Consider the following 26,098-nt stretch of genomic DNA (forward strand, 5'->3'; position numbering starts at 1 on the left):
AATGGTAAAAGTAGATAAAAAATCCATGAAGCGATTTAATGCAATCTTAAACTTTCTGCTTTTCATTATCCTTATTTTTGCACAAAATCTATGACATGAAAACTTTTTGGACAGCTTTACTATTTATGACGCTATTGGTCAGTTGTGGTACGCTTTCGCGAAAGCAAGAAACCACTACCGTAAAGACATCAATTAATCAAGAACGTTATACTAACGACACAACCAAACCTAAGTTAGTCGTAGGTATAGTAGTTGATCAAATGCGTTATGATTATCTCACGCGTTTTTACAATAGATATGGTGAAGGTGGTTTTAAAAGGTTAATGAATGATGGTTTTAACCTTACTAATAACCATTATAATTTTGTACCTACTTATACTGCTCCAGGTCATGCCTCCATTTATACCGGCACATCACCTATGAATAATGGTATTATAGGTAATAACTGGTTTGATAAATTTGAGAATAAATCAATTTATAATGCTAGTGATGATACTGTGGAACCTGTAGGGACCACAAATGCAGAAGGTAAAATGTCGCCTAGACGTTTATTAACTACAACCGTGACAGATGAATTAGAGTTACATACGCAAGGTCGTTCTAAAGTAATAGGTATTTCTATAAAAGATCGCGGTGCTATATTGCCTGCAGGTCATGCTGCTGATGCGGCTTATTGGTATCGTGGTGGTGGTGAAGGAACATTTATTTCATCTACCTTTTATATCAATGAATTACCGCAATGGGTAAAAGATTACAATGCTAGTAATCCATCACAACCCTATATGAGAGAATGGAATACACTTTACCCATTATCTACCTATACTGCTAGTGGTACTGATTTAAATGATTTTGAGAAAGCACCTCGTGGAAAAGAAACGGCAACATTTCCTTATGATTTACCTGCATTACAAGATGAAAATGGAGGCTATAGTTTATTAAAGGCAACACCTTATGGAAATAGTCTAGTAGCAGATTTTGCAATAGCGGCTTTAAAAAATGAGCAAATGGGAATGGATGCTATTCCTGATTTTCTAGCCATAAGTTTTTCTAGTACAGATTATGTAGGACACCAATATGGTGTAAATGCAGTAGAGTTAGAGGATACTTATTTAAGATTAGATCTAGAATTAGAGCGTCTTTTAAACGCTTTAGACCATCAAGTTGGGAATGATAATTACACTGTTTTCTTAACCGCAGATCATGGTGCGGTTAATAATCCTGCATATTTACAATCACAAGGCATTGCCGCTGGGTACTTTGAAAATGATGCATTAGAGCAATTCTTAAAAGCACAGTTAAAGATTAAATATAGTAATGAGAAGATCATAAAAAAAATCTCAAATAGTCAAATCTTCTTAGATTATGAGCAACTAGAAATGGCTCAATTAAAATCTGAAGATGTACAACGATTTTTAAGTTCTTTATTAACTAATTATAAGTCTATTGATAAAGTTTTTACCCGTGAGGCGCTTACTAATTCAAATTTTACTAATGGAGTAGGAGCTCTAATTCAAAATGGTTTTCACCATAAACGTAGTGGTGATGTTGTTTATGTTCTTGAGCCTGGAGTAATAAGTTATTCTAGAACAGGTAGTACTCATGGTAGTTCACAAAGCTATGATACGCATGTACCGTTATTGTTTTATGGTGCAGGAATTAATAATGGTACTAGTGCGCAACGCACTCATATTATTGATATAGCGCCTACTATTTCTAGCCTATTAGGAATTAGTTTTCCTAATGGAGCGACTGGAAATCCTATATTACCTGTATTAAAGTAACTTTGGTGAATAATAGAATAGCATAATAATTATATTTGTGCTTTGATAATTAAACAATAACAAATGAAAAAAATATTACTTATCCTTGCTCTTATAGCAACCACTGCTGCAACAGCACAAGTTTATACAGGTAAAGGAGATCAAAAATTTCAAGTAGGTGCTGATTTTCAATCTGGATCAACTGGTGTACAAGCGACCTATGATTATGGAGTAGGAGAGAACATCTCTTTTGGTCTAACGGCTGCATACGCCTTAGGTATAGATGATGATGTAAGTGTAGATTTTGATGAAAGAGCGATGCTACGTTTACGTTTTAATGCAAACATTGGTAACGTGATTAATGTAGATCCTAATTTAGATATCTATCCAGGATTAGGATTTAGTACAAAGAATTTTGGTGGTCACTTAGGTGCTCGTTATTTCTTTACTGATGGTTTTGGACTATACACAGAAGCTGCAGTGCCATTTGCATCATATAAAACAGAAGACCTAACTCCTGCAGAGGATTTATACAATCAGTTTACAATTAGTTTCGGAATGTCTTTCAATTTCTAAAACCTATTTTAGACTTAATACCGTTCCACCGGTATGACCTTATAAAACGACCTTGATCTTCTGTCACCAGAGGTTCAAGGTTCTTTTTTTGTGCTAATCTGTAACCTTTTAAATAGTCTAAAACAAGTCTTATTTTCTTTTTATTCCAAGCCATTTTTGCAGCTGTAATTAAAGTTAACCACCAGCCATAACGCATTTTATAGAAGGCTTCACCTTGAAAGTATTTTGCTTTAGCATTATATGACGCACCAGTAGGCTTAAGATGTTTTACAAGTAAATTAGGAATCGTCACTACTTTCCATCCATAGAATCTAGCTAGCATTTCATCAATGGTATCCCATCCTATAGACGATTTGAGTCCACCTATTTGTTGAAAACAGGTGGTGCGATATGCTTTCAATGCACCACGAATATGATCCTTATTCGTTCCTTTTTCAAGTTCCCATTCAGCATTGTTTTCTATTGAGCAATGACCTGCAACCATACCATTTGTATCGCTTTCGCGGAAGCGTGACACTAGTAATTCTATATAATTAACAGGAAAAATAAGATCGGCATCATATTTACAAATGATATCAAAATCTGTTATTTTGATATTTGAAAGGCCTACATTAAAGGCATTAATAACTTTAGATCCAGGAATATTTTGATCGCTCGATTGATGAGTAATAACATTGATAGACTCGTGCTGATTTTGATAAGATTGTGCTATTTGCAACGTGCCATCGGTAGAATTATCGTTGACAATGAGAATTTTGGAAATTTTGAAAGTTTGGGATAGTAAGCTGTCGAGCGTTTTGGCTATAAAACGTTCTTCATTGTAAGTAGGAATGATGACAGCAATTTTCATTATGTCTTTGATGATATTTTTTCACAATAAACGAGATAATAACGATTTGTGAAATATCGCAGTAATGGTCTAATACCTAGTTTCTTTACTGGGTTAGTAAACTTAATACTATCCATTACTTTCCATCCTGCTTTTTCTAGTACATAGTCCAGTTGCCATGGTTCAAACTCGTGATAATGTTGATCTCTAATATCATTTTTATTACGATAAGCACTGGTGAACCATAGTTTTAATGGAACGCTTATTACGACTTTATTACCTGAAATGGCTTTTAATGAGGTGTAAGGACTTACTAGATGTTCAAATATTTCAAAAGCTGTAACGACATTACCATTAAAATTCTCTATTTCACTAACATCATCATCTAGGTCAGTACCACTGGTATTCTGTACATCATAACCAGCGTCTTTCATTATCTTAGAAAACGGATTTTCAACTCCTAAATCTAAAATAGATTGGTCTTTTGAAATATGCTTTTCTATAAATCCTAACGTGATATTAAATCGTTTATGAGGGAAATTATGTTCGTACAATTTTTTTGATTTTGTAAACTTTCAATGTCAAAAGTAATCTATCATTATATTTCTAAAACTATTGTCGAGTGGTAAAAGAATATTTATCCTCTACGTCGTTCTAACAAAATCATCATCATAAGGCCTAACATCACTCTTTCTTTGTCATCTTCATCTATATCTGTATGCTTAGTAAGTTCAAATTCCTTACCTAAAAACGAAGGCATTTTTTTAAGCTTTACTACAACTTCACCATTGCTATTAGTCACGTTATAGGTCGGATTAAAAAGGTATCCAGTAAAAAAACCTAGAATAGGAATCTCACCTAATAAATTATCTAGAAAACGAGTAAAAGCACTTTGTTCCTTAACGTTATACTGTGGTTGCTGATTTTGATCGATGATATTATATTCAGCTTTCCACATGCTACGCCATCCTTTGCGTGCGATTTTACCTATCTCCTTATTGTTTGCATCCATCATGCTGTAAGCGGCACTCCAATCCAACCATTTATTTGCAGCGATAGTAAATAAAACTCTTGTTTTACTCTCATCACTATAAACGTTTACAGCTTCTTTTAGTTTGAACATTTTTTGCTTTACATAGGCTATGGTTTGTCCTTGGGCATTGCGCGCTGTAAAATCATTTGAAAGCGTGGTTACCTTGAAGCTAAATTTGATAGGGTAGTCTAGGTTATTCATTATGGGTTGGTTTAATTGGTCGTTTAGTTAAATATTAAGCGCTAATTTAAACACCTAATCGTGTTGATGCTTGTAGATTGTTTATTCGTCAATAACCTCCAATTTTGCAAATCGTAATAATAGTTTTTTAATTCCACCGACTTGAAAGTTAATTTCTGCTTTTTTCTCACCACCAGCACCTTCTATATTTACAACGGTTCCTCGGCCGAAGCGTCCATGTGAGACGATCATTCCTGGCTCTAAGCTTCCTTCAAAACCTGATGGAGCACTATTATTACTAGATGAACTAGGTCGTATCTTGCGCAGTTTTCTAATCTGATCTTCACTAGGTCTACTAACACTAGGTGGCTTACCAGATACTGGTTTACGCTGTCTTAATTTAGATTTGTCTGGTTCATCCCATAGATGATCGGTTAAGGCGCTTTTGTACCTATAATCATCCATAGGAGTTGTGTACTCTAGATACTGGTCATCTATCTCAGTAATAAAACGGCTAGGTTCTGCATCGACTAGTTTTCCCCATCGATATCTACTTAAGGTATAAGTAAGATATGCTTGATGCTCTGCTCTAGTAAGTGCTACATAAAATAGGCGTCGTTCCTCTTCTAATTCCTCGCGAGTATTCATACTCATTCCACTAGGGAAAAGATCTTCTTCCATTCCTACGATATATACGTATGGAAACTCTAATCCTTTGGCAAGGTGAATAGTCATTAAAGAAACGCGATCATCGGTGTCTTTTTCATTATCTAAATCAGTTGCTAGAGCGACATCTTCTAGAAACTCTGCAAGAGAACCTCTAGCTTCATCAACTTCTTTCTGACCTTCAACAAAGTCTCGCATTCCATTTAGTAGCTCTTCAATATTCTCAACTTTAGAGATACCTTCCTGACTACCATCTTTTTTAAGCTCATTAATTAATGCACTTTTCTTTATCACATATTCTGTAAGTTCAAAAACAGATTGTGTTTCTTCAAGAGCCTGAAAGCTCTTAATCATCATGACAAAGTTTTTAAGCTTTGTTTTTGTACTGCTAGCAATACCTATGTCAATGCGATCGATATGTTCTATAACTTCAAAAATACTGCGGTCATAGTGCTTTGCTGCAACAATCAATTTATCCATAGTAGTCGCACCTATACCACGCGCTGGATAATTAATAATACGTTTTAAAGATTCTTCATCTTTAGGATTAACAATAACTCTTAAGTAGGCTAGTACATCTTTAACCTCTTTACGTTGGTAAAAACTCAATCCTCCATAAATTCTATAAGGGATATCTCTTTTACGCAAGGCATCTTCCATCGCTCTGGATTGCGCATTAGTCCTGTAAAGAATAGCAAACTGATCATTACCCAGTTGCTTTTGCATCTTATTTTCAAAAATTGAACCAGCGACATATCGTCCTTCTTCGGCATCACTCATTAAACGATGTACGATGATTTTGGGCCCATCATTATTTGCTGTCCATACAACTTTGTCTAACTTCGTTTTATTTTTATCAATGATAGAGTTTGCTGCCTCTACAATATTTTTTGTAGATCGATAATTCTGTTCTAGTCGATAGGCCTTTACACCTTCATAATCGCGCTGAAAATTCAGAATGTTATTAATGTTTGCACCACGGAATGCATAAATAGATTGCGCATCATCACCTACCACGCATATATTTTGAAATTTATCAGAGAGTGCTTTTACGATGAGGTATTGTGAATGGTTAGTATCTTGATACTCATCAACGAGAATGTATTGAAAACGATTTTGATATTTTGCCAGTACTTCTGGAAAGCGATTCAATAGTTCATTTGTTTTTAACAATAAATCGTCAAAGTCCATTGCGCCTGCTTTGAAACAACGCTCCACATATTCTTTATAGATATCTCCAAAACGTGGTCTGCGCGCCATCGCATCTGCCTCTTGCAAGTCAGCATCATTAAAATAAGCTCTCACAGTAATAAGGCTATTCTTCATGGAAGAGATGCGAGAAGCAATTTGTTTGTATTTGTAAACATCTTTATCCAGTCCCATTTCTTTTATGATTGCGCTCACTAATCTTTGCGAGTCTTGTGAATCATAAATAGTGAAATTTGATGGATAGCCTAATTTATCTGCTTCCATACGCAATAGTCTTGCAAAAACAGAGTGGAAGGTACCCATCCATAAATTCTTTGCTTCACTTTGACCAACAATGTCTGCGATACGCTTTTTCATTTCGCGAGCAGCTTTGTTAGTAAACGTAAGTGATAGAATATTAAAAGCATCTACACCTTGTTGCATTAAATATGCAATACGCAAAGTTAGTACTCGAGTCTTACCAGATCCAGCACCTGCTATAACGATCATGGCACCATCTTTTTGCAACACTGGTTCACGTTGCGCGTCATTTAATTGAGATATATAATCTTGCACTTTTTTCTTTTTCTAGGGAAGACAAGATACGAGTTGAAGGGCGTTTTTTTATCCAATATTCATATTTTTTATAAACGATTTTTTGCAACTTCAAGAGCTCTGATTTTATCAATTATAATCTTGTTATTTCGCTTTCGCGAAAGCGTAATTCTTAATCTCATTTATGTATTTTTACGATTCAAATTTTTTTAGATGATTGATTTTATTCTGGACCTGGCGTGGTATTGGTGGTTAGTAATAGTTGTTGTTGTAGTAGCATTATATGATATATTTAATAAGAAGCATATCATTCTTAGAAATTTTCCTGTAGTAGGGCACTTCCGTTACTGGTTGGAAAGTGTAGGTCCAGAACTACGACAATATATTGTTGCAAATAATCGTGAAGAGCTACCCTTTAATAGAATTGAGCGTGGTTGGATTTATGCCAGTGCAAAAAATGAGAATAATTACGAAGGATTTGGTACAGATAGAGATATTTATGCTCATCAATATATTTTCATCAATAATGCAATGATGCCTTACAAGGTAGAAAAAAATCATATTTCACATCAAGAACCTACTTTTTTACCTTGTGCTAAAGTTATAGGTGCTGCAAAGGGTAGAAAAAGACCTTTCCGTCCAGCTAGTGTAATTAATATTAGCGCGATGAGTTATGGTAGTCTATCGGCAAAAGCTGTTGATGCTATGAATAATGGAGCAAAACAAGTCCATGCCTATCATAATACTGGTGAAGGTGGATTGTCTCCATATCACAAACGTGGTGCAGACGTCGTTTTTCATATTGGAACAGGCTACTTTGGCGTGAGAGATAAAGATGGAAACTTCTCTATGGACATGTTAAAGCAACTTGTTAAAGATCATCCTCAAGTGAGAGCAATTGAATTGAAGTTATCTCAAGGTGCAAAACCTGGAAAAGGTGGTGTGTTACCAGGTTCTAAAATCACTAAAGAAATTAGTGAGATACGTAATGTTCCTATGGGTGAAGATGTACTATCGCCACCTACACATAGTGCTTTTGAAGGAATAGAAGGTCTAGTTGACTTTGTGGAGCAAATTGCGCAAGAGACCGGATTACCTACTGGTATTAAAGCGGCTATAGGTAAGTTAGAACAATGGGAAGAACTGGCAGACATTATGAAAGCAACCGGTAAAGGACCAGATTTTATCACTGTTGATGGTGGTGAAGGTGGTACTGGTGCTGCGCCGCCTAGTTTTGCAGATCATGTTTCTCTGCCATGGGTTTATGGATTTAAGGATTTATATCAGGTTTTTCAAAAACGCCATATGACTGAAGATCTAGTCTTTATAGCTTCTGGTAAATTAGGTTTTCCTGCAAAAGCTGCTATGGCTTTTTCTATGGGTGCAGATGTTGTTAATGTTGCTAGAGAAGCGATGATTTCTATAGGATGTATACAAGCGCAAGCTTGCCACAATAATACCTGTCCGACGGGTATTGCAACGCAAAATAAATGGTTGCAACGTGGTATTGTAGTTCCTGAAAAAGCGGGAAGACTAGCGAGCTATTTTAAAAAGTTTAATAAAGAATTACTTGAGATAACACATGCTGCTGGATATGAACATCCATGTCAGTTTGATATGCGCGACGTTGATGTAAGTATAGGAGATAGCAATATGACCCAAACTTTAGAGTATACTTATAAATATCAAAAAACACCGGTACCATTTGAAAGTATGCAAGACTTAAAAGATTGTCCACATTTAGGTGGTAAGTAGTATAGATTATTGTTTTTAATGAACCATTAATGTTGTAAAAAGTAGGCGAGATAACTAGCAATGAGTAATACTAACAATTCATTAAATCACGAGTTTATTTTAATCTGATACATTACTTTTGATTTACTAACGTTATAAGAAAAACACATGACTATGGATGATAAAATTCTTTTAGGTTTTATAGCTGTTTTACCTGCACTAGTGGTGGGTTTTGTAGCTTTTTATTTTTTAACATCGTTTATGAAAAACGAGGAACGTAGACGTCGTTTCCTTACCGTTAGAGAATCACAAGGTAAAACCTTACCTACTAGAATGGCTTCTTATGAGCGTATGACATTATTTCTAGAACGTATTAAACCTAATAATTTAGTCGTTAGAACACTAGCTGGTTCTATGACTAAGTTGCAATATGAGCAAACTTTAATTTCTGCTATTGATCAAGAATTTGAACACAATATTGCACAACAGATATATGTGAGTGAAGAATGTTGGAATATCATACGAGCGGCAAAGAATACGACCATTCAACAAATACGACAGGTCGCTATGAGTAGCAAAATCAACTCGGGCGAAGATCTAAGACAAGCTATCGTTAATGAATTAATGGACAAGCGTGCACCTAGTGCTGCTGCCTTAAGCTATTTAAGATCTGAGGTAAAGGACCTTTTCTAGACCTTAAATAAATCCCTTATTCTTTTCTGTTCATCATCAGGCATTGTAGACAGTATCCTGTCTATCAAAACCCTAGATTCATCTTTTTTATAAAGTGCTTCAAAAATATCACGACTATTTTTGTAGAATCTCCAGCTGTGATGAAAACAAGCATCTATTAAGTCGCGATAGTTTTGCGTTCCCATAGCGTCTAGATTGATGAGGTAGTCAAATGCCGCTGTACGTGTCTGTGGACTATATTCTGGACTAGTAAATTTAGAAATACCTTGTAGAAAATCATACTTCTCGTTGTTCTTAAAATCACTAGAATTGAGTGCAAGAGCATTCCATGCCATTTCTAGAGAAGGGCTCATACTATTCCAACTTTCTTTAGCATTTCTTAAAATATTAGGTCGGTCCATAGGGTTACCTTGCCATAATAAAAATAGAGCACTTTCTCTAGTTAAATAAGACTGATCATTTAGCATAGTTCTCAGTAATTTATCTAGTGCAGGATCATAATTTTGTAAACTTAAAGCTATGGCTTGTCTAACCTTAACATTTCCGGTTGCAGCGGCTTCTTTATAAAGTTCAATGATTCGATCGTTTTTTTTGTGTAGTATTAATTGACTTATCATTTCTTCAACCAGTAATTCATTAACGGGCGACCTCAAGGTTTCTTTATAAGAATTAAAAGATTCATCAAAACTAGAAATACTGCGTGCGGCAAGTTGAAAGTACTGCTCCATAAAATTACTCTTACGTAATAGCTGTAAAGCTTCAGCGCTAGGGAATTGAGTGTTAGTAAGCCATCTGTTTTTAAATTCACTCATGTCCTTACCACTCGTATTACTTACGATTTTTAAAAAATCATCAGTCGTTACATTTCTGCCAGCATATTGCTTTAAATACGTGCGCACACTTAATTTAAAATCTACATCACCTATTTCATCTCTTAGTACATGTAATGCCCATGCACCATGTTGATAAAAGGTCAGACTACTCGCTTTAGGGTCTAGTAAAGCGGTTCCTCTTCCAGCTTTAGTTTGAGCAATTAACGACTCTGCATTTTCAAATAAAGTCATGTAATAATGATCTTCTCCATAAATCTCTTGTTCTGCGAGCATAGAGTAGTAGGTAGCAAATCCTTCTTGAAGCCAGTGATGCTTTCCGCTGGTTTCAGTAACTAAATTACCAAACCATTGATGTGCCATTTCATGAGCGTTTACAGTAACATAATTCCCATCATTAAATGCGATATCATCTACGACAAATTGATCGCTATAAATGGTTGCCGTGGTATTTTCCATACCAGAGTAAAGAAAATCTTTGACTGGTATTTGTTTATATACTTTCCACGGATATTCAATTCCTATTTCTTGTTCTAGAAAGTCAAACATTTTAATAGTATGTCTATAAGTAGGTTCTGCTTTTTGTAAATCTTCTGGATAATAGTATAATTCCATTTGCTTTTGTGAAGCACTCATTTTTTTCTCCACCTCATAGTTACCTACTACCATAGCTACCAGGTAACTACTCATAGGTATATCCATGTTAAATTGCCATTTTCTATTCTTATCAACCTCAGTAGTTTCTAGAAGCACACCATTAGATATAGCTTGATATTGAGATGGCGCAGTGATACTGATATCCCAGACTATTTTATCATTCATGTCATCTATACTAGGCAACCAGTTACTCGTATATTTCCCTTGACCTTGTGTCCATATTTGATCCCATTTTCCGTCATTATCCTTATCGATATGGTATAGTGCTGTATTAGGTTGCGTTGAAAATTCTATAGAGATGTCGTGTGTTGCGCTTTCGCGAAAGCGTGATTCTACGACTATTTGCTTCTCATTATAATCTGCCTTTACAGGCTTACCATCTACTTTAACATCGTAGCGTGTGATGTTTTTTGCATCTATAAACAGAGATGGAGTGTCTTTAAGTATTGAAATGTTATAACTTACGGTACCCGATATAATCTCGGAATTTTCATTAACATAAATATCTACTGCGGCAGTTTTAAAATCAACAATATCTATCTGTGATGGACTGTCTTGAGCAATAGAAAATATAGAATATAGGCTGGCAATGGACCAGATAAAAAATGTCTTCATAGGGTAAGCAAAATACAAAAGTCACGCCAAGCTGAAAGACGCAAATTGATAAATTCTAGTTAAGAACGTGAGTTCGTATTGCTTATTGAATGGGAAAAGGTTTTTAGCATTACTTTAGGAAGGTTACTTTTGTATAAAACCGCTAAAGATTGCCCACTAATTTTCTGCATACACCGATAGATTATCTTAATGGAGTAGGACCAGCTCGTGCTAAGTTGTTGAAAGCAGAGTTGGGCATATCTACCTACGGCGATTTGGCAAATCTGTTTCCTAATCGATACATAGACAAGACTAAATATTATAAAATTAATGAACTGGTTCCAGACAGTGCACATGTTCAAATAGTTGGTAAAGTCACTCATATTAAAACGATGGGCGATGGACGCAGCAGTAGATTAGTTGCCACCTTTATAGATAGTACAGGTAGTATGGAGCTAGTCTGGTTTAAAGGTCAAAAGTATTTTAAAGACAATTTAAAATTAAATGTGCCTTATGTCATTTATGGTAAGGTTTCAAAATATGGATCAAAATATAATATAGCTCATCCAGATGTAGAGTTATTAAAAGAACATCGATCACGACAGCAAAGTGCAATGACGCCCATATATCCATCTACAGAGCAACTGACTAAACGCAATGTGACTAATAAGATGATGGTGCGTATGATGCAACAACTTTTTAGTGAAGTACACAATTCTTTTACAGAAACACTATCAGAGCAAATTAGGTCTCAACATCAATTAGTAGATAAAAATACCGCCATGTATAATGCACATTTCCCTAAAAGTGCTGCATTGCTTCAACAGTCTATTTATAGATTAAAGTTTGAAGAGCTGTTTTTTATACAGATGGAGCTGCTATTGCAAAATCGGATCAGAAAAACTCGTATAAAAGGTTATGCATTTGAAAAGGTAGGAGAACGATTTAATGATTTTTATTCTAATCATTTGCCATTTGAGTTAACTGGTGCTCAAAAACGAGTTGTCAAAGAAATACGTGCAGATATGGGAACAGGTGCCCATATGAATCGTCTACTACAAGGTGATGTAGGTTCTGGAAAAACGATAGTTGCTGTTTTAACTTGTTTACTAGCTATAGATAATGGATTTCAAGCATGTATCATGGCACCTACAGAGATTTTAGCACAACAGCATTATCAAGGTGTTTCAGAATTATTAGAAAAAACAGGACTTAAAGTTTCATTACTTACCGGTTCTGTAAAAACTAAAGCACGTCGTGTAATCCATTCAGACCTAGAAGATGGTACTTTAAATATATTAATAGGTACACATGCACTTATAGAAGATAAGGTAGTTTTTAAAAACCTAGGTGTAGCGATTGTAGATGAGCAACACCGATTTGGTGTTGCGCAAAGAGCAAAGTTGTGGAAGAAAAACGACTTGCCACCTCATGTATTAGTAATGACTGCAACGCCTATACCTAGAACACTAGCGATGAGTCTTTATGGTGATTTAGACATATCTGTTATTGATGAGTTACCACCAGGAAGAAAAGAGATTAAAACGGTCCATAGATATGATAAGAATAGATTAGCTGTCTTTTCATTTTTAAAAGAAGAGATCACTAAAGGTCGACAAATCTATCTCGTATACCCATTAATTGAAGAATCTGAAACATTGGATTATAAAGACTTAATGGATGGTTATGAAAGTGTGGTAAGAGAATTTCCAACACCGCAATATCAAGTGAGTATCGTCCATGGTCGTATGAAGCCCGAAGACAAGGATTATGAGATGGAGCGTTTTGTAAAAGGCGAGACTCAAATTATGGTAGCCACTACGGTAATAGAAGTAGGAGTAAATGTGCCTAACGCTAGTGTTATGGTCATTGAAAGTGCAGAACGTTTTGGCCTTTCACAATTACATCAATTAAGAGGTAGAGTAGGTCGTGGTGCAGATCAAAGTTTCTGTATACTTATGACTAGTTATAAATTAAGTACCGAGGCTAAAACTCGAGTAGAAACCATGGTCGCAACCACAGATGGTTTTGAGATTGCAGAAGTGGACTTAAAACTACGTGGTCCTGGTGATATGATGGGAACGAGACAAAGTGGTGTACTCGCTTTAAGAGTTGCAGACATAGTTAAAGACAATGATATTCTGGCCGTTGCAAGAGAAACAGCAAAAGAATTGTTACAAAAAGATGCAACACTTGCATTACCAGAAAATACAAGTATTAAAAAAGTGCTTCAGTTTTTACAATCTAAAAAAGGATTGTGGAAGTACATAAGCTAAGTTTTAATTGTCTATTATTGTTTTTACTTATTTATTATATCTTTGAACAAACCAAAAACTTAACAATGAAGTCATTTTACATTTCTTTAGTCGCATTATTACTAGTGACAACAGCAGCACAAGCACAAGATTTTTCTTATGGAATTATGGGAGGTTACAACCTTTCTAAAGTAGATAACGCATTAGGCGGTGATTTTGCAGACAATAAATCTAATTACCATATTGGTCTTATTGCAGAGTTTCCACAAGGAGATAATTGGTCATTTGAAGCAGCAGCATTTTACTCAGGTGAAGGTGAATCTTTAGATTTTAACGGTACAACCAGTACGATATATTTAAGATTTATCAACGTGCCAGTTCATTTCAAATATTACCTTACAGAAGGTTTTAGTTTACATGCAGGACCTCAAGTAGGTTTCTTGTTAAATGCAAAGCAGTCATTTGTTGAAGATGGAGATCGTGAAGATATTGAAGGTAAAGTGAATAGTTCTTTTGCTTTAACGGGTGGATTAGGTTATGACTTTGGTAATGGATTATTTATAAAAGGAACATTTGATTTAGGAATTACTGATCTTGTTGATAACGTAGATTTCTCAAATGATGAACGTACTAGAACAGGTCACTTATCAATAGGTTATAAGTTCTAATATAATTTTAGCATTATAAAAAAAAGCCTGTCTCTTATAGAGACAGGCTTTTTTGCGTTATGATCTAATTAGACCTTATTTATTACTAGAATGTTTTGATAAGTAACATTACGTCTGTGATTAATTTATTCATAGTCATAGGGAAAGATAGAGAACAACTAATTAGATATTAAAAGAATAGAGCGTTATCCTACATTTCTAAAGTGATTCCCTATACTTCCATACGTTTTAACTCATCATAGTTAGCCTTTAAACGCTTTAAAAGAATACCGTAAATAAGCATATAGATTAGGTAAATAAATCCTAAGAATATAATATAGATAACAGTAAGTATTAAAAAGGTTAAAACATAAAACATCGTTTCATGTCCATCCATCTTCCCGCTTTCCATTAATTCATTTATCAACGGGTGATTATTAAGCATATAAACCGTTGTAATCATTCCAGAAATAAATCCACCTATAATATTATACCAGATATACCACTTCATTGTCTTTCTAGTTTTGATGATATTTTTCATCAAACTGCGCGTTGGTTGAGTAGCAGAAATATTCTTGTAGTTTTTGTAAAATAAGTATATGAAGTAAATGATAGCTATAATATGAATCGCCCATGATACCTTCATGAAATTTGAATTCATAAGCTCTCTAGTAAACTCATCAGGACTACCTAAAAAGGAGTAAAGGAAATTAATACTCGACATTACCGCAAACTCGATAATAGCGATGATCAATAACCACTTTACAATACTGGTAGATTTTTGTGCCAGCATTTTTTTAATATTATCTGCACTGACTTGTGGGTACTCTCTATTTTGAGTATTCCATTTTTCTTTAAGTATATCTAATTGATCCATCATTTATGGATTTATAATGTTAGTTAATTTTGTTTTCACTCGGTTCATTTTCACTCTTGCATTTACTTCGCTTATACCTAGTGTTTCTGATATTTCTTTATAATTTTTATCCTCGAGATATAAAAAAACGAGAGCCTTTTCAATATCATTAAGCTGTTTAACAGCTCCATATAAAAGAGTCAACTGTTCGGCAGTTTCATCATCTTCCTGCAAGTCTGTAATTTTAAATTGCACATTGTCATAGTCTGTAGTTTTAACGCGTCTAGTAGACTTACGATAAAGTGTAATAGCTGTATTTAAAGCCACACGATACATCCATGTAGAGAATTTTGCATCTCCTCTAAATTTTGGATAAGCCTTCCATAGCTGTATAGTTACCTCTTGAAAAAGATCGTTGTGAGCGTCTTGATCATTGGTATACAGCCTACATATCTTGTGGACTATATTCTGGTTCTCATCCAGTTGTTTTATAAATTCTGCTTCGAGTTGTTGACTCACGTTAATTGATTAGGTTATTCTATAAGTACCTTATAGATTGGTTATGTTACAGATTGCTGTGAAAATAATTGTTTTTGTGATTACGCTTTCGCGAAAGCGGACAAATAAGTACCCTAATTAATACTCAAAATTAAAGTCTATCCATCCAGCCTTTCTTATCTTTGAATCTTAATTGAAACCATTAAATTCTCATTATGAGTACATACGATGTAGCAATAATAGGATCAGGACCTGGAGGATATGTGGCAGCGATACGTTGCGCACAACTAGGTATGAAAACTGCGATTATTGAAAAATATAACACACTAGGAGGAACCTGTCTTAATGTAGGTTGTATACCTTCAAAAGCTTTACTAGATTCATCTCACCATTACGATGATGCTATGAAACATTTTGAAGATCACGGAATTGAAATTCCTGGCGATATCAAAATAAATTTTGAAAAGATGATAGCTCGTAAAGCACAGGTTGTAAAACAAACCTGTGATGGTGTTTCTTTTCTTATGAAGAAAAATAATATTGATGTATATACTGGGATGGGATCTTTTAAAGATGCTACTCACATCACTATTGATGGTGCTGATGGTAGTCAAACTATTGAAGCAAAAAACACCATTATTGCTACAGGATCAAAACCTGGTAGTTTACCATTTATAACGTTAGATAAAGAAAGAGTTATAACATCTACTGAGGCGCTAACTCTTAAAGAGATTCCTAAGCATATGATCGTTATAGGTGGTGGAGTTATAGGACTAGAGCTAGGTCAGGTATACCGCAGACTAGGTGCTGAGGTCACTGTGATTGAGTATATGGATCGTATTACTCCTGTAATGGATAAAATGCTTTCTAAAGAGTTGATGAAAGTTCTTAAAAAGCAAAAGATTAAATTCCATTTATCTCATGCTGTAAATAAGGTAGAGCGCAACGGAGATGAGGTAACGGTAACTGCAAAAAATAAAAAAGGTGAAGAGGTTACATTTACTGGTGATTATTGTCTAGTATCTGTAGGTAGAAGACCTTACACCGATAAATTAAATGCTACCGCTGCAGGAGTTAAAATTAATGAACGTGGACAGGTAGAGACCAATGAACATTTACAGACTAATGTTTCAAACATATATGCAATAGGAGATGTGGTTAAAGGAGCGATGCTCGCACACAAGGCCGAGGAAGAAGGTGTTTTTGTAGCAGAAACTATCGCAGGTCAAAAACCTCACATTAATTATAACCTTATCCCTAATGTAATTTACACATGGCCAGAAGTGGCAAGTGTAGGTAAGACAGAAGAAGAACTGAAGGAAGCAGGAATTGCTATTAAAGTAGGTCAATTCCCTATGAGAGCTTTAGGTAGAGCTAGAGCAAGTGGTGACATAGACGGAATGGTTAAAATCATCGCAGATGAGAATACTGATGAAGTATTAGGTGTTCACATGATAGGAGCTCGTGTTGCAGACTTAATTGCTGAGGCTGTGACGGCAATGGAATTCCGTGCTAGTGCAGAGGATATTGCACGTATGTCTCATGCACACCCTACATATGCAGAAGCTGTAAAAGAAGCAGCGCTAGCGGCTACTGCAGATAGAGCAATGCACGTATAGTAACATTATATTTTTTTTATCCTAGAGCCGATTCAAAAAATGAATCGGCTTTATTTTAACATAATTTTTAAAACCGAGATAAAAGGTTCTATCGTAATTGATATAACTAACAACCATTTTATTTTCTCATGCAGTTCAATTCACGTACACAATTAGTATTATTCCTATTTTTATTTTTAACAAGTATTACCGTATTTGCTCATTCTATAACAGGTTATGTAACAGATGAAAATGGGCGTCCTATTAAAGACCTTTATATTCTTCAAAAAGGAACAGAAAATCATACACATACAAATAGTCAAGGTTTTTTTAGTATTGATAATGTAGACGCTAATCAAACTTTATTATTTAGTCATGTAGGTTTTGAATCTAATGAGATTCTTATTGAGGATCCGTCATTAGTTTTACAAGTAATTATGACTTCGTCATCAGTAGATTTAGATGCGGTAGTGATAAGTAATGATGTAGATACATTTAATACACTAGCTTTATTAGATTTACAGATTAATCCTGTAAACTCTTCCCAAGAGATTTTACAAACCGTACCAGGATTGTTTATCGGTCAGCATGCTGGTGGAGGAAAGGCAGAGCAATTGTTTCTAAGAGGATTTGATATAGACCATGGTACAGACGTCGCTATAGGTGTAGATGGTATGCCTGTAAATATGGTATCTCATGCCCATGGACAAGGTTATGCAGATTTACATTTTCTGATACCAGAAACCATTAACTCTATTGATTATGGAAAAGGTAGCTATGATGCTAGCAAAGGTAATTTTGCTACAGCAGGACATGTAAACTTGAATACTAAAGAGTTTTTGCAACGCAACCTAATTCAAACAGAAATAGGAGATTTTAATTACCAACGTTTATTAAGTATGTTTAATGTTGTTGATAATTCAAATACAAGCGCCTATGTTGCCACAGAATACATCACTTTTGACGGGCCATTTGATAGTCCGCAAAATTTTGATCGATTTAATATCTTTTCTAAATTAAACCATAGAACAAAAACTGGTGGTGAATTTAATCTAACAGCATCATACTTTACAAGCGAATGGGATGCTAGTGGTCAGATTCCAGAACGTGCAGTAGCTAGTGGTTTAATTGGAAGATTTGGTGCTATTGATGATACTGAAGGAGGAAGCACCTCAAGAACTAATCTCAATTTGACCTACAACTTCAATTTAAGCGATACGGAACAGCTTAAAACACAAGCATATTATACTCATTATAATTTTGAGTTATTCTCTAATTTCACTTTTTTCTTAGAAGACCCTTTAAATGGTGATCAGATTAAACAACAAGAAAGTAGAGACATGATAGGTATTAATGCTGTTTATAATAAAGAGTATGTCATTGGCGATAATAATCTCGATTGGTACACTGGTATTAGTTTACGTAATGATAGAACAGATGGAAGTTCATTAGAAAGAACCCTGAATAGAAGAACAACTTTAGAGCAAATACAATTAGGTGATATTAACGAGACCAATTCATCATTATGGACAGGTTTAGAATATACTACAGGTAATTTGAATATAGATGCTGGAATAAGATTAGAACATTTCAAATTTGTTTATCGCGATGGATTAGATAGCAGTTTTGATACTCTATCACAAGATGCTACAGCCTTATTACCTAAATTAAATTTAGCTTATCAGGCTGGTAGCAATTGGCAATTATATTTAAAAAATGGAATAGGTTTACATAGTAATGATACACGAGTTGTGATACAGAATGAAGCAGATAAAATCCTGCCTAAATCATATGGATCTGATTTAGGAACCATTTTCAAACCTACAAATCGTCTAGTTGTTAATACCGCTTTGTGGTACTTATACTTAGAACAAGAATTTGTTTATGTAGGAGACGCTGGTATTGTTGAGCCTAGCGGGAAAACCGAGCGATATGGTTTTGATCTTGGATTGAACTATCAGCTTACAGATTACCTGTTTCTAGATACAAATCTTAATTATGCACATGCTAGAGCAATAGAAGAAGCTTCTGGTGAGGATTATATCCCATTAGCTCCGGAGTGGACTAGTACAGGTGGTTTAAGTCTTAAAAACTATAAAGGCTGGAATGCTTCATTAAGATACCGTTACATCGCAGATCGTGCTGCAAATGAAGATAATAGTATTATTGCAGAAGGTTATTTTGTAAATGAACTTAATTTAAACTATGACTTTAGCAAGCGTTTAAATGTAGGGTTTACAATCGAAAACTTATTTGATGTAGAGTGGAATGAAACACAATTTGCTACAGAAACAAGATTGCAAAACGAAACGGCATCTGTTGAAGAAATTCATTTTACACCAGGAACCCCATTTTTCATTAAAGGTAGATTAGTTTATTCTTTTTAATAGTTTGACGTCAATATTGTGGTATCATAGATAACTTCCAGTTATTTTTACCATGTGAGAAAAACGAGGGCAACATATCGCTATAAGTTAGACCAGTTAGCAACGATAAAAGATCAATTATTGAGTTTTTATCGTAATGATAAATACCTCATGTTTTTAGATAGTAATCATGGTGGTACCGGACACGATAGCTATAATTCCTTGTTAGCAATAGGTTGCATAGACTCTTTGTCGACTGCATATGATGATGCGTTCTCTAAACTAGAAGATTTTTATAATGAATACCAAGATTGGATATTTGGCTATCTGGGATATGATTTAAAAAACGATCTAGAAGATTTAAAAAGTGAAAATTCAGATGGAACACAATTTCCAGATTTGTGTTTTTACGTGCCTGAGGTAATATTTGAACTAGAATCAGATCACCTGTTGATTCATAGTTATCACGCTAGTGAATTAGATATTAAGAAGTTGCTCGATAAAATTATGGAACATCAGATTCCAGCGCACAAAACGGTATTGCGATTTGGGAAATTAACAGCCAAAGATTCTAAAGCAAATTATTTAGTAAAAGCGCAAAATTTCTTAGATCACATTCATCTTGGAGACATCTATGAGGCTAATTTTTGTACAGAGTTTTATGCTGAAAATATTTCTTTAGATAGTTTAAAAGCATTTAAAGAATTGAATGATATTAGTGAGCCGCCATTTGCGGTTTATGCTAGACTGAATAATTATCACGTGATGAGTGCTAGTCCAGAACGTTATTTAAAAAAAGTAGGTTCACAACTTATCTCGCAACCTATTAAAGGGACAGCAAAACGTTCACAGCTTTTAATAGAGGATGAAAATTTAAAAGTGCAATTGTTTAATGATCCTAAGGAACGATCTGAGAATGTCATGATTGTAGATTTAGTGCGCAATGATTTATCTAAAATCGCTAAGAAAGGCACCGTTGATGTAGAAGAGTTGTATGGTATTTATAGCTTTAAGCAGGTACACCAAATGATCAGTACCGTTATTGCTACAGTAAAACCAGAACTTAACTTTATAGATGTCTTAAAAGCCACCTTTCCTATGGGAAGTATGACTGGTGCCCCTAAGATAAGCGCTATGAACATCATTGAAAAAAATGAATCTTTTAAAAGAGGTCTCTACAGTGGTGCAATAGGATACATAAAACCTGATGGCGATTTTGATTTCAATGTTGTCATACGCAGTATACTTTATAATTCAGAAAACAAATATCTTTCTTTCAGTGTAGGTAGTGCCATTACCGCAGCAGCACAACCAGAAAAAGAGTATGAAGAATGTCTCTTAAAAGCAAATGCAATGATTGAGGTTTTAAGCCATCAAGGAATTTCTTTTGATTAAATTTGTGATATGCTCACAGCGTTTCAAGAACATCTACACGACCATTTTTATAACCTTAAAGAAAAGCGATTATTAATAGCCATTAGTGGTGGATTAGACAGTGTGGTACTGACACATTTACTATCTATTCTTGGTTATGATATAGCTCTTGCGCATTGCAATTTTCATCTTAGAAGCACAGAAAGCGATCAAGATGAACAATTTGTAAAACAACTAGCAGACGGTTTGAAAATTGATTGTCATGTTGCTCAATTTGATACACTAGACTATGCTCGTAAACGTAGTGTTTCTACTCAAATGGCTGCTAGAGAATTGCGATATAATTATTTTGATGATTTATGTGATAATCAAAACTATGATTATTTACTTACCGCTCATCACTTAGATGATCAGATTGAAACCTTTTTTATCAATCTTAATCGTGGCGCAGGTTTGAATGGCTTGCAAGGCATTCCACAATCTAATGGACGCGTTATAAGACCGTTATTACCTTTCTCTAGAGAACAGATTAAGAATTATGCCATTGATTCTCAGATTTCATGGCGAGAAGACTCTAGCAACAGTAGTAATAAATATCAGCGTAATCACTTACGTAACAATATTTTACCTTTATTGCATGATGCTTTACCTTCTTTGAAGTCGCATTTTGCGCAAACCCTAGTATATTTAAAAGGCTCTCAGGACTTAGTAGATGATGCAGTGTCACGCTTTCGCGAAAGCGTAATTAATACGACACCTACTGGCATCAACATTAATGTTAGTCAACTTAAAACATTCAGTAATCCTCAGGCTTATTTATATGAAATTGTAAAGGCATATGGGTTTTATAACATGAAAGATGTTATGAATATAATTAATGGGCAGTCCGGTAAAAGAATTGAATCAGATCAATTTGTCATATTTAAGGATAGGGAACGAGTTGTTATTGAAGAGCTAAGATTATTAAGACCGATAGAATTAACTATTGATGATAAATCTGTTCAGTATCGTTTTTATGATTCAACCATCGATATAGAAGAGGTAAATGTGGTAGATGGTTTAAGTTATGTGAAAGAAAATCATGATAAAAATGTTCTGTTCTTAGATGCGGCGCTAGTAGATTACCCACTAAAATTACGTAGTTGGATAATTGGAGATCGCATTAAACCATTGGGCATGAAGGGAAGTAAATTAGTAAGTGATGTATTAACTGATAGCAAAGTTTCTTTCATAGCTAAAGAAAAAATAGTAGTATTGACATGGGAAGATGAAATACTATGGATTGTAGGAATACGTTCTAGTAGACATGGTAAAGTAACTTCTTTAACTAACCGATTATTAAAAATAACTTATAAAATATGAGAAAGCTCTTTATAGCTTTAACAGCACTCATCAGTCTTCAACTTACAGCCCAAGTTGAAGACCCTACTGACTGGACTACCAGCGTTGAAAAGATTTCTGATACAGAATACATTTTAATCACAGAAGCTAATATAGAGCCAGGTTGGCATGTCTATTCTCAGGCTAAAGGTGAGAAAGATGAAGGTCCTGTGGCTACAGAGTTTAATTTTTTTGGTACAGAAGATTTTGAACTTGTCGGAATCAATAAAGAAACAGGAACTTATGCTGAGTATGTGGAAATTTGGGGAATGGATGTGTATCAATTTGCTAATTTTGCCAGATTTGAGCAAAAAATTGTTTTAAACAATCCTGACATAAAATATATTGCTGTTGAGGCCTATTTTATGGTATGTGATGATACACAATGCCTGCCACCATCACCAGAGTCTTTAATCTTTAAACTCGATGAAAACGTAGATGTGGTTCCAGATGATATTATCAATGCTTTCTATGATGCAGGTGAAGAGCCGATAAAGGCAACTGGTCCAGAAGCGGGTTCTATAAAAAAAAAAGGAGATAAGCACGAGAAGAAAGATTTAGATAGTGATGAAGGTGACGAAGAAGATAATAAGAGTCTATGGACCATTTTCTTGGGATGTCTTATAGCTGGTATATTGACACTTGCGACGCCATGTGTTTTTCCTATGATCCCTATGACGGTATCATTCTTTACAAAACAAGCTGGTGGTAAATTACAAGGTATTCTTTATGGAGTTTTTATCTTATTAATTTACGTATTATTCAGTCTCCCGTTCCACTTATTTGAATCGGTATCGCCAGATATTTTCAATGAGTTCAGTACTAATCCATGGTTGAACATCTTCTTCTTTGTGGTGTTCATCATATTTGCGATAAGCTTTTTTGGTGCTTTTGAAATCACCATGCCTAATTCATTAATTAATAAAGTAGATAAAGCATCTAATGTTGGTGGACTCATCGGTGTCTTTTTTATGGCGCTTACTTTAGTTCTAGTTTCTTTTTCATGTACTGGACCAGTAATAGGAGCAGTACTAGGTAGTGTGCTATCTACTGATGGTGGAGCGACTGCATTAACGGCTGGAATGGCTGGATTTGGTTTTGGTCTGGGAATACCGTTTGCGTTATTTGCTATTTTCCCTAGTTGGATGAATTCGCTGCCTAAGTCAGGTGGATGGTTGAATACGGTAAAAGTGTTTTTAGGATTTTTAGAATTAGCTTTTGCATTTAAATTTCTTTCTAATGCAGACTTAGTGATGCAATGGCACTGGATTGAAAGAGAAATTTTTATCGCTATTTGGGTAGCTGTATTTGGTGCACTAGCACTTTATTTATTTGGTAAAATTAAATTGCCTCACGATGGACCAGATCAAAATATTTCTGTAGGTCGTATGTTGCTAGGTTTATGTTCTTTAGTGTTTTCATTATATCTATTGCCAGGTATATGGGGTGCTCCATTGAAGTTAATTAGTGGTTTCCCGCCACCATCGACATATAGTGAGTCACCTTATGGGGTAGGTTATAAAAAAGCCAGTGGAGCTACTGCAGCAGTAGAATTGCCAGAACATGCACATTTTGCAGTACATGATATTGTGGCGTTTGATGATTATGAAGAAGGATTAGCTTATGCTAAAAAAGTAAAAAAGCCAGTATTAATTGACTTTACAGGATGGGCATGTGTTAATTGTCGAAAAATGGAGGAAAGAGTATGGGCAGAACCTCAAATATTAAGCATTCTTAAAAGAGATATTGTTTTGGTGTCATTATATGTGGATGAGAAGAAAGCACTGCCTAAAGAAGATCAATATACCTCTGAAGTGACACAAAAGCGTATACGCAGTGTAGGTAATAAATGGAGTGATTTACAGATTAGTAAATATCAAGTAAATGCACAGCCTTACTATGCACTTGTAGATGAGAATGGTAACGACCTTAAAGGAGTAGAACAGATTGGGTATACTCCAGATGTGGACGTATATGAACAATGGTTAAAAGAAGGAGTTAAGAAATATAAATAGATAGATTTACTTATCTATAATTTATAAAAAAAAGCGGCTGTAAGTCGCTTTTTTTATGTTTTGAATTAGCCATTAGCCATTAGCCATTAGCCATTAGCCATTAGCCATTCAAATCTTTAGAGAGTTATTTATTAATAAGAATAAGGTAAGCTTATCGGTTTTATGTTTTAGAGCTTCATTATAATTAGGATATTATGTTGAGTATCGTAGAGTGTATAAGTAGATTAAATGGAGTCTAAGTTTAGAATGATCAATTTTATTATTTAAAATCGTTAAGGAACGATTAGGTTCTCTTTTCAGTATTGAGATCTACTGATGATTATAATTTTAACGCATAAAAATTTAAGCATAAAAAAAGGGTCGCAAATTGCGACCCTTTTCAATATGCAAAAAAAAGATAGTAATTAGTTAACTCTGAAAGTAACTCTTCTTACTAGTTGTCTTGCTTCAGAAGAATTCTTGTCAACAGAAGCATCTTCACCATTACCGTTGTGAGATAATCTAGAAGCATCAACGCCAGAAGCTACAAGTACATCGTGTACCATCTTAGCACGACGCTCAGATAAGTTTTTATTGTAAGCTGGGCTTCCTAATTCATCAGCATAACCTGTTAAAGTTGCAGTAGCACTTGGGTTATCCTTCATGTAAGTTACTAGAGTATTGATAGCACCTAAAGAATAAAGAGCAGGCTTAGTACTATTGAACTGAAAGTATACGTTAACATACCCTTCGTTAATCAATTTCTTGATGATACCTTTGTCAGACATTCCGTTAGCACCATTAGCACCAGGCTTCATGTTAGCTAAGTCAGCTTTAGAAGCATAACGACCATCAAGAGCGCTTTCCATATCATCCGGAATACTATTGTTGTTTAAGTCAATAGCTCTACCTTTATTATCTACACGTACACCACTTTCAGTTGTGTTGTCTCTGTCTATATAATTTGGCACACCATCTTTGTCATCATCAGCATAATCTGTTGCCATTTTTTCAACATCAGCAGTAAGATTGTCAATTTTCTCTTCTACATCATAAGTGTACCAGTCAGAGTGAATATCACCATTACCTAAATAGATATTTAAACCTACAGAAGCATTAACTAACATACCATCAAATCCTCTTGTGCTTGCTCTACCTAAACCATCAAAAGTTATATCTTGTCTTACGTGACCTAAAACAGATAAATCTCCAAATAAAGCTACACTATTACTTAATCTGATTTGTGGCGTAATTCCAGCTTGGAAATTCAACATCCAGTCGTCACCAGTTTCAACTGGATCAGTTCCTTTTAGATTAGAAACACCCATACCACCATGTAAAAGAAGACCTAGTCTGTCATGTAGTTTATGTAAACCTACTATGTGACCTGCATTTACTACTCCTTCTAGGGTTACTCTGTAGTATCTAGAGTCGAAATCGCGACTATCTTTGTCACTAGAAAAATTGTTGTATCCAAAATCAGCATTAAAACCAAATTTGTCGTTGACCATATATCTAACACCAAGGTCCGCTTGAAATAGTGATGGTGTGTTGGTGTATGCACCAGAACTAACTGGACGTACAGGTTTAGTTACACCAGCGCCCACATCGATAGACCATTTGTTGTAATCAGATTTTACTTCTTCCGTATCAGTTTGTGCAAAACCTATAAGGCCACACAAAGCAAATGATAATGTAATAATTTTTTTCATAAGATTTATTCTTGCTTTCAACTTGCAAATATAAAAATATTGTACTTGACAACTAGTAATTTTTAGTTTTTTTAACCTATTCATTTGAAAATCGTATATATAATTTTATTTCGTTTGATTAGA

Annotated in this window: 19 protein-coding genes; 11 read left to right on the forward strand and 8 right to left on the reverse strand. The window is 34.8% G+C overall.

The window, feature by feature from the left end:
* Nucleotides 1-95 precede the first annotated feature (95 nt).
* Both pafA and IL45_RS13065 read left to right on the forward strand, forming a co-directional pair.
* The gene (gene pafA, locus IL45_RS13060; RefSeq protein ID WP_036584706.1) at nucleotides 96-1,781 is read left to right on the forward strand and encodes an alkaline phosphatase PafA; all 1,686 of its coding nucleotides are present in this window, start codon (nucleotides 96-98) and stop codon (nucleotides 1,779-1,781) included.
* Between the two features lie 63 nt (nucleotides 1,782-1,844).
* Nucleotides 1,845-2,336, forward strand: a complete 492-nt coding sequence (locus IL45_RS13065; RefSeq protein ID WP_036584708.1) for a DUF6646 family protein — start codon at nucleotides 1,845-1,847, stop codon at nucleotides 2,334-2,336.
* On the opposite strand, the gene IL45_RS13070 is transcribed toward IL45_RS13065, so the two are convergent.
* The 4 genes from IL45_RS13070 to IL45_RS13085 form a co-directional block, all read right to left on the reverse strand.
* Complete coding sequence (locus tag IL45_RS13070; protein WP_036584710.1) at nucleotides 2,326-3,186, reverse strand: glycosyltransferase family 2 protein; 861 nt, start codon at nucleotides 3,184-3,186, stop codon at nucleotides 2,326-2,328. The genes IL45_RS13065 and IL45_RS13070 overlap by 11 nt on opposite strands.
* Entirely contained in the window at nucleotides 3,186-3,719 is a 534-nt protein-coding gene (locus IL45_RS13075) for a methyltransferase domain-containing protein (RefSeq protein WP_036584712.1), read from the reverse strand. Before IL45_RS13075 ends, IL45_RS13070 begins: the two co-directional genes overlap by 1 nt.
* An 83-nt stretch (nucleotides 3,720-3,802) precedes the next feature.
* On the reverse strand, nucleotides 3,803-4,399 hold the full coding sequence (locus tag IL45_RS13080) for an LURP-one-related/scramblase family protein (RefSeq protein WP_036584714.1): 597 nt from the start codon (nucleotides 4,397-4,399) through the stop codon (nucleotides 3,803-3,805).
* An 81-nt stretch (nucleotides 4,400-4,480) separates the two neighbouring features.
* Nucleotides 4,481-6,808, reverse strand: a complete 2,328-nt coding sequence (locus IL45_RS13085) for an ATP-dependent helicase (protein ID WP_036584717.1) — start codon at nucleotides 6,806-6,808, stop codon at nucleotides 4,481-4,483.
* 192 nt (nucleotides 6,809-7,000) lie between these two features.
* Here IL45_RS13085 and IL45_RS13090 point away from each other — a divergent pair, with 192 nt between their 5' ends.
* Entirely contained in the window at nucleotides 7,001-8,542 is a 1,542-nt protein-coding gene (locus tag IL45_RS13090; RefSeq protein ID WP_036584719.1) for an FMN-binding glutamate synthase family protein, read from the forward strand.
* Nucleotides 8,543-8,695: 153 nt separating this feature from the next.
* Nucleotides 8,696-9,214, forward strand: coding sequence for a DUF7935 family protein (locus tag IL45_RS13095; protein ID WP_036584721.1), 519 nt, complete (start codon nucleotides 8,696-8,698; stop codon nucleotides 9,212-9,214).
* Here IL45_RS13095 and IL45_RS13100 read toward each other — a convergent pair.
* Nucleotides 9,211-11,316, reverse strand: coding sequence for a M1 family metallopeptidase (locus tag IL45_RS13100; protein ID WP_036584723.1), 2,106 nt, complete (start codon nucleotides 11,314-11,316; stop codon nucleotides 9,211-9,213). The genes IL45_RS13095 and IL45_RS13100 overlap by 4 nt on opposite strands.
* A gap of 149 nt (nucleotides 11,317-11,465) precedes the next feature.
* Between IL45_RS13100 and recG the strand changes: the two genes are divergently transcribed.
* Nucleotides 11,466-13,571, forward strand: coding sequence for an ATP-dependent DNA helicase RecG (gene recG, locus IL45_RS13105; RefSeq protein WP_036584725.1), 2,106 nt, complete (start codon nucleotides 11,466-11,468; stop codon nucleotides 13,569-13,571).
* Nucleotides 13,572-13,636: 65 nt separating this feature from the next.
* Nucleotides 13,637-14,218: a porin family protein gene (locus IL45_RS13110; RefSeq protein WP_036584727.1), complete on the forward strand. Its 582-nt coding sequence runs from the start codon at nucleotides 13,637-13,639 to the stop codon at nucleotides 14,216-14,218.
* A 211-nt stretch (nucleotides 14,219-14,429) separates the two neighbouring features.
* On the opposite strand, the gene IL45_RS13115 is transcribed toward IL45_RS13110, so the two are convergent.
* Entirely contained in the window at nucleotides 14,430-15,074 is a 645-nt protein-coding gene (locus tag IL45_RS13115) for a hypothetical protein (protein WP_036585381.1), read from the reverse strand.
* A gap of 3 nt (nucleotides 15,075-15,077) precedes the next feature.
* Nucleotides 15,078-15,572: an RNA polymerase sigma factor gene (locus IL45_RS13120; protein ID WP_036584729.1), complete on the reverse strand. Its 495-nt coding sequence runs from the start codon at nucleotides 15,570-15,572 to the stop codon at nucleotides 15,078-15,080.
* Nucleotides 15,573-15,766: 194 nt separating this feature from the next.
* Here IL45_RS13120 and lpdA point away from each other — a divergent pair, with 194 nt between their 5' ends.
* The 5 genes from lpdA to IL45_RS13145 all read left to right on the forward strand — a co-directional run bounded on the left by lpdA (nucleotide 15,767) and on the right by IL45_RS13145 (nucleotide 24,284).
* Nucleotides 15,767-17,170: a dihydrolipoyl dehydrogenase gene (gene lpdA, locus IL45_RS13125; RefSeq protein ID WP_036584730.1), complete on the forward strand. Its 1,404-nt coding sequence runs from the start codon at nucleotides 15,767-15,769 to the stop codon at nucleotides 17,168-17,170.
* 128 nt (nucleotides 17,171-17,298) lie between these two features.
* On the forward strand, nucleotides 17,299-19,536 hold the full coding sequence (locus IL45_RS13130; protein WP_036584731.1) for a TonB-dependent receptor: 2,238 nt from the start codon (nucleotides 17,299-17,301) through the stop codon (nucleotides 19,534-19,536).
* Between the two features lie 54 nt (nucleotides 19,537-19,590).
* Complete coding sequence (locus tag IL45_RS13135) at nucleotides 19,591-20,910, forward strand: anthranilate synthase component I family protein (protein ID WP_036584733.1); 1,320 nt, start codon at nucleotides 19,591-19,593, stop codon at nucleotides 20,908-20,910.
* A gap of 9 nt (nucleotides 20,911-20,919) precedes the next feature.
* Nucleotides 20,920-22,251, forward strand: coding sequence for a tRNA lysidine(34) synthetase TilS (gene tilS / locus IL45_RS13140; protein WP_036584735.1), 1,332 nt, complete (start codon nucleotides 20,920-20,922; stop codon nucleotides 22,249-22,251).
* A complete protein-coding gene (locus tag IL45_RS13145) occupies nucleotides 22,248-24,284 on the forward strand; it encodes a protein-disulfide reductase DsbD family protein (protein WP_036584738.1) in 2,037 nt (678 codons plus the stop codon). Before tilS ends, IL45_RS13145 begins: the two co-directional genes overlap by 4 nt.
* A gap of 404 nt (nucleotides 24,285-24,688) precedes the next feature.
* Here IL45_RS13145 and IL45_RS13150 read toward each other — a convergent pair whose 3' ends face one another.
* Nucleotides 24,689-25,975: an OmpA family protein gene (locus IL45_RS13150; protein ID WP_036584739.1), complete on the reverse strand. Its 1,287-nt coding sequence runs from the start codon at nucleotides 25,973-25,975 to the stop codon at nucleotides 24,689-24,691.
* Nucleotides 25,976-26,098 lie beyond the last annotated feature (123 nt).

Origin of the sequence: Nonlabens ulvanivorans (assembly GCF_000732625.1) — a bacterium.
GTDB classification, from domain to species: domain Bacteria; phylum Bacteroidota; class Bacteroidia; order Flavobacteriales; family Flavobacteriaceae; genus Nonlabens; species Nonlabens ulvanivorans.

Bases quoted from the DNA above. Each gene is read 5' to 3' on its own strand.
- pafA (WP_036584706.1), top strand. From the start codon at position 96: ATGAAAACTTTTTGGACAGCTTTACTATTTATGACGCTATTGGTCAGT.
- IL45_RS13065 (WP_036584708.1), top strand. From the start codon at position 1,845: ATGAAAAAAATATTACTTATCCTTGCTCTTATAGCAACCACTGCTGCA.
- IL45_RS13070 (WP_036584710.1), bottom strand. From the start codon at position 3,186: ATGAAAATTGCTGTCATCATTCCTACTTACAATGAAGAACGTTTTATA.
- IL45_RS13080 (WP_036584714.1), bottom strand. From the start codon at position 4,399: ATGAATAACCTAGACTACCCTATCAAATTTAGCTTCAAGGTAACCACG.
- IL45_RS13090 (WP_036584719.1), top strand. From the start codon at position 7,001: ATGATTGATTTTATTCTGGACCTGGCGTGGTATTGGTGGTTAGTAATA.
- IL45_RS13095 (WP_036584721.1), top strand. From the start codon at position 8,696: ATGGATGATAAAATTCTTTTAGGTTTTATAGCTGTTTTACCTGCACTA.
- IL45_RS13100 (WP_036584723.1), bottom strand. From the start codon at position 11,316: ATGAAGACATTTTTTATCTGGTCCATTGCCAGCCTATATTCTATATTT.
- IL45_RS13110 (WP_036584727.1), top strand. From the start codon at position 13,637: ATGAAGTCATTTTACATTTCTTTAGTCGCATTATTACTAGTGACAACA.
- IL45_RS13115 (WP_036585381.1), bottom strand. From the start codon at position 15,074: ATGGATCAATTAGATATACTTAAAGAAAAATGGAATACTCAAAATAGA.
- lpdA (WP_036584730.1), top strand. From the start codon at position 15,767: ATGAGTACATACGATGTAGCAATAATAGGATCAGGACCTGGAGGATAT.
- IL45_RS13130 (WP_036584731.1), top strand. From the start codon at position 17,299: ATGCAGTTCAATTCACGTACACAATTAGTATTATTCCTATTTTTATTT.
- tilS (WP_036584735.1), top strand. From the start codon at position 20,920: ATGCTCACAGCGTTTCAAGAACATCTACACGACCATTTTTATAACCTT.
- IL45_RS13145 (WP_036584738.1), top strand. From the start codon at position 22,248: ATGAGAAAGCTCTTTATAGCTTTAACAGCACTCATCAGTCTTCAACTT.
- IL45_RS13150 (WP_036584739.1), bottom strand. From the start codon at position 25,975: ATGAAAAAAATTATTACATTATCATTTGCTTTGTGTGGCCTTATAGGT.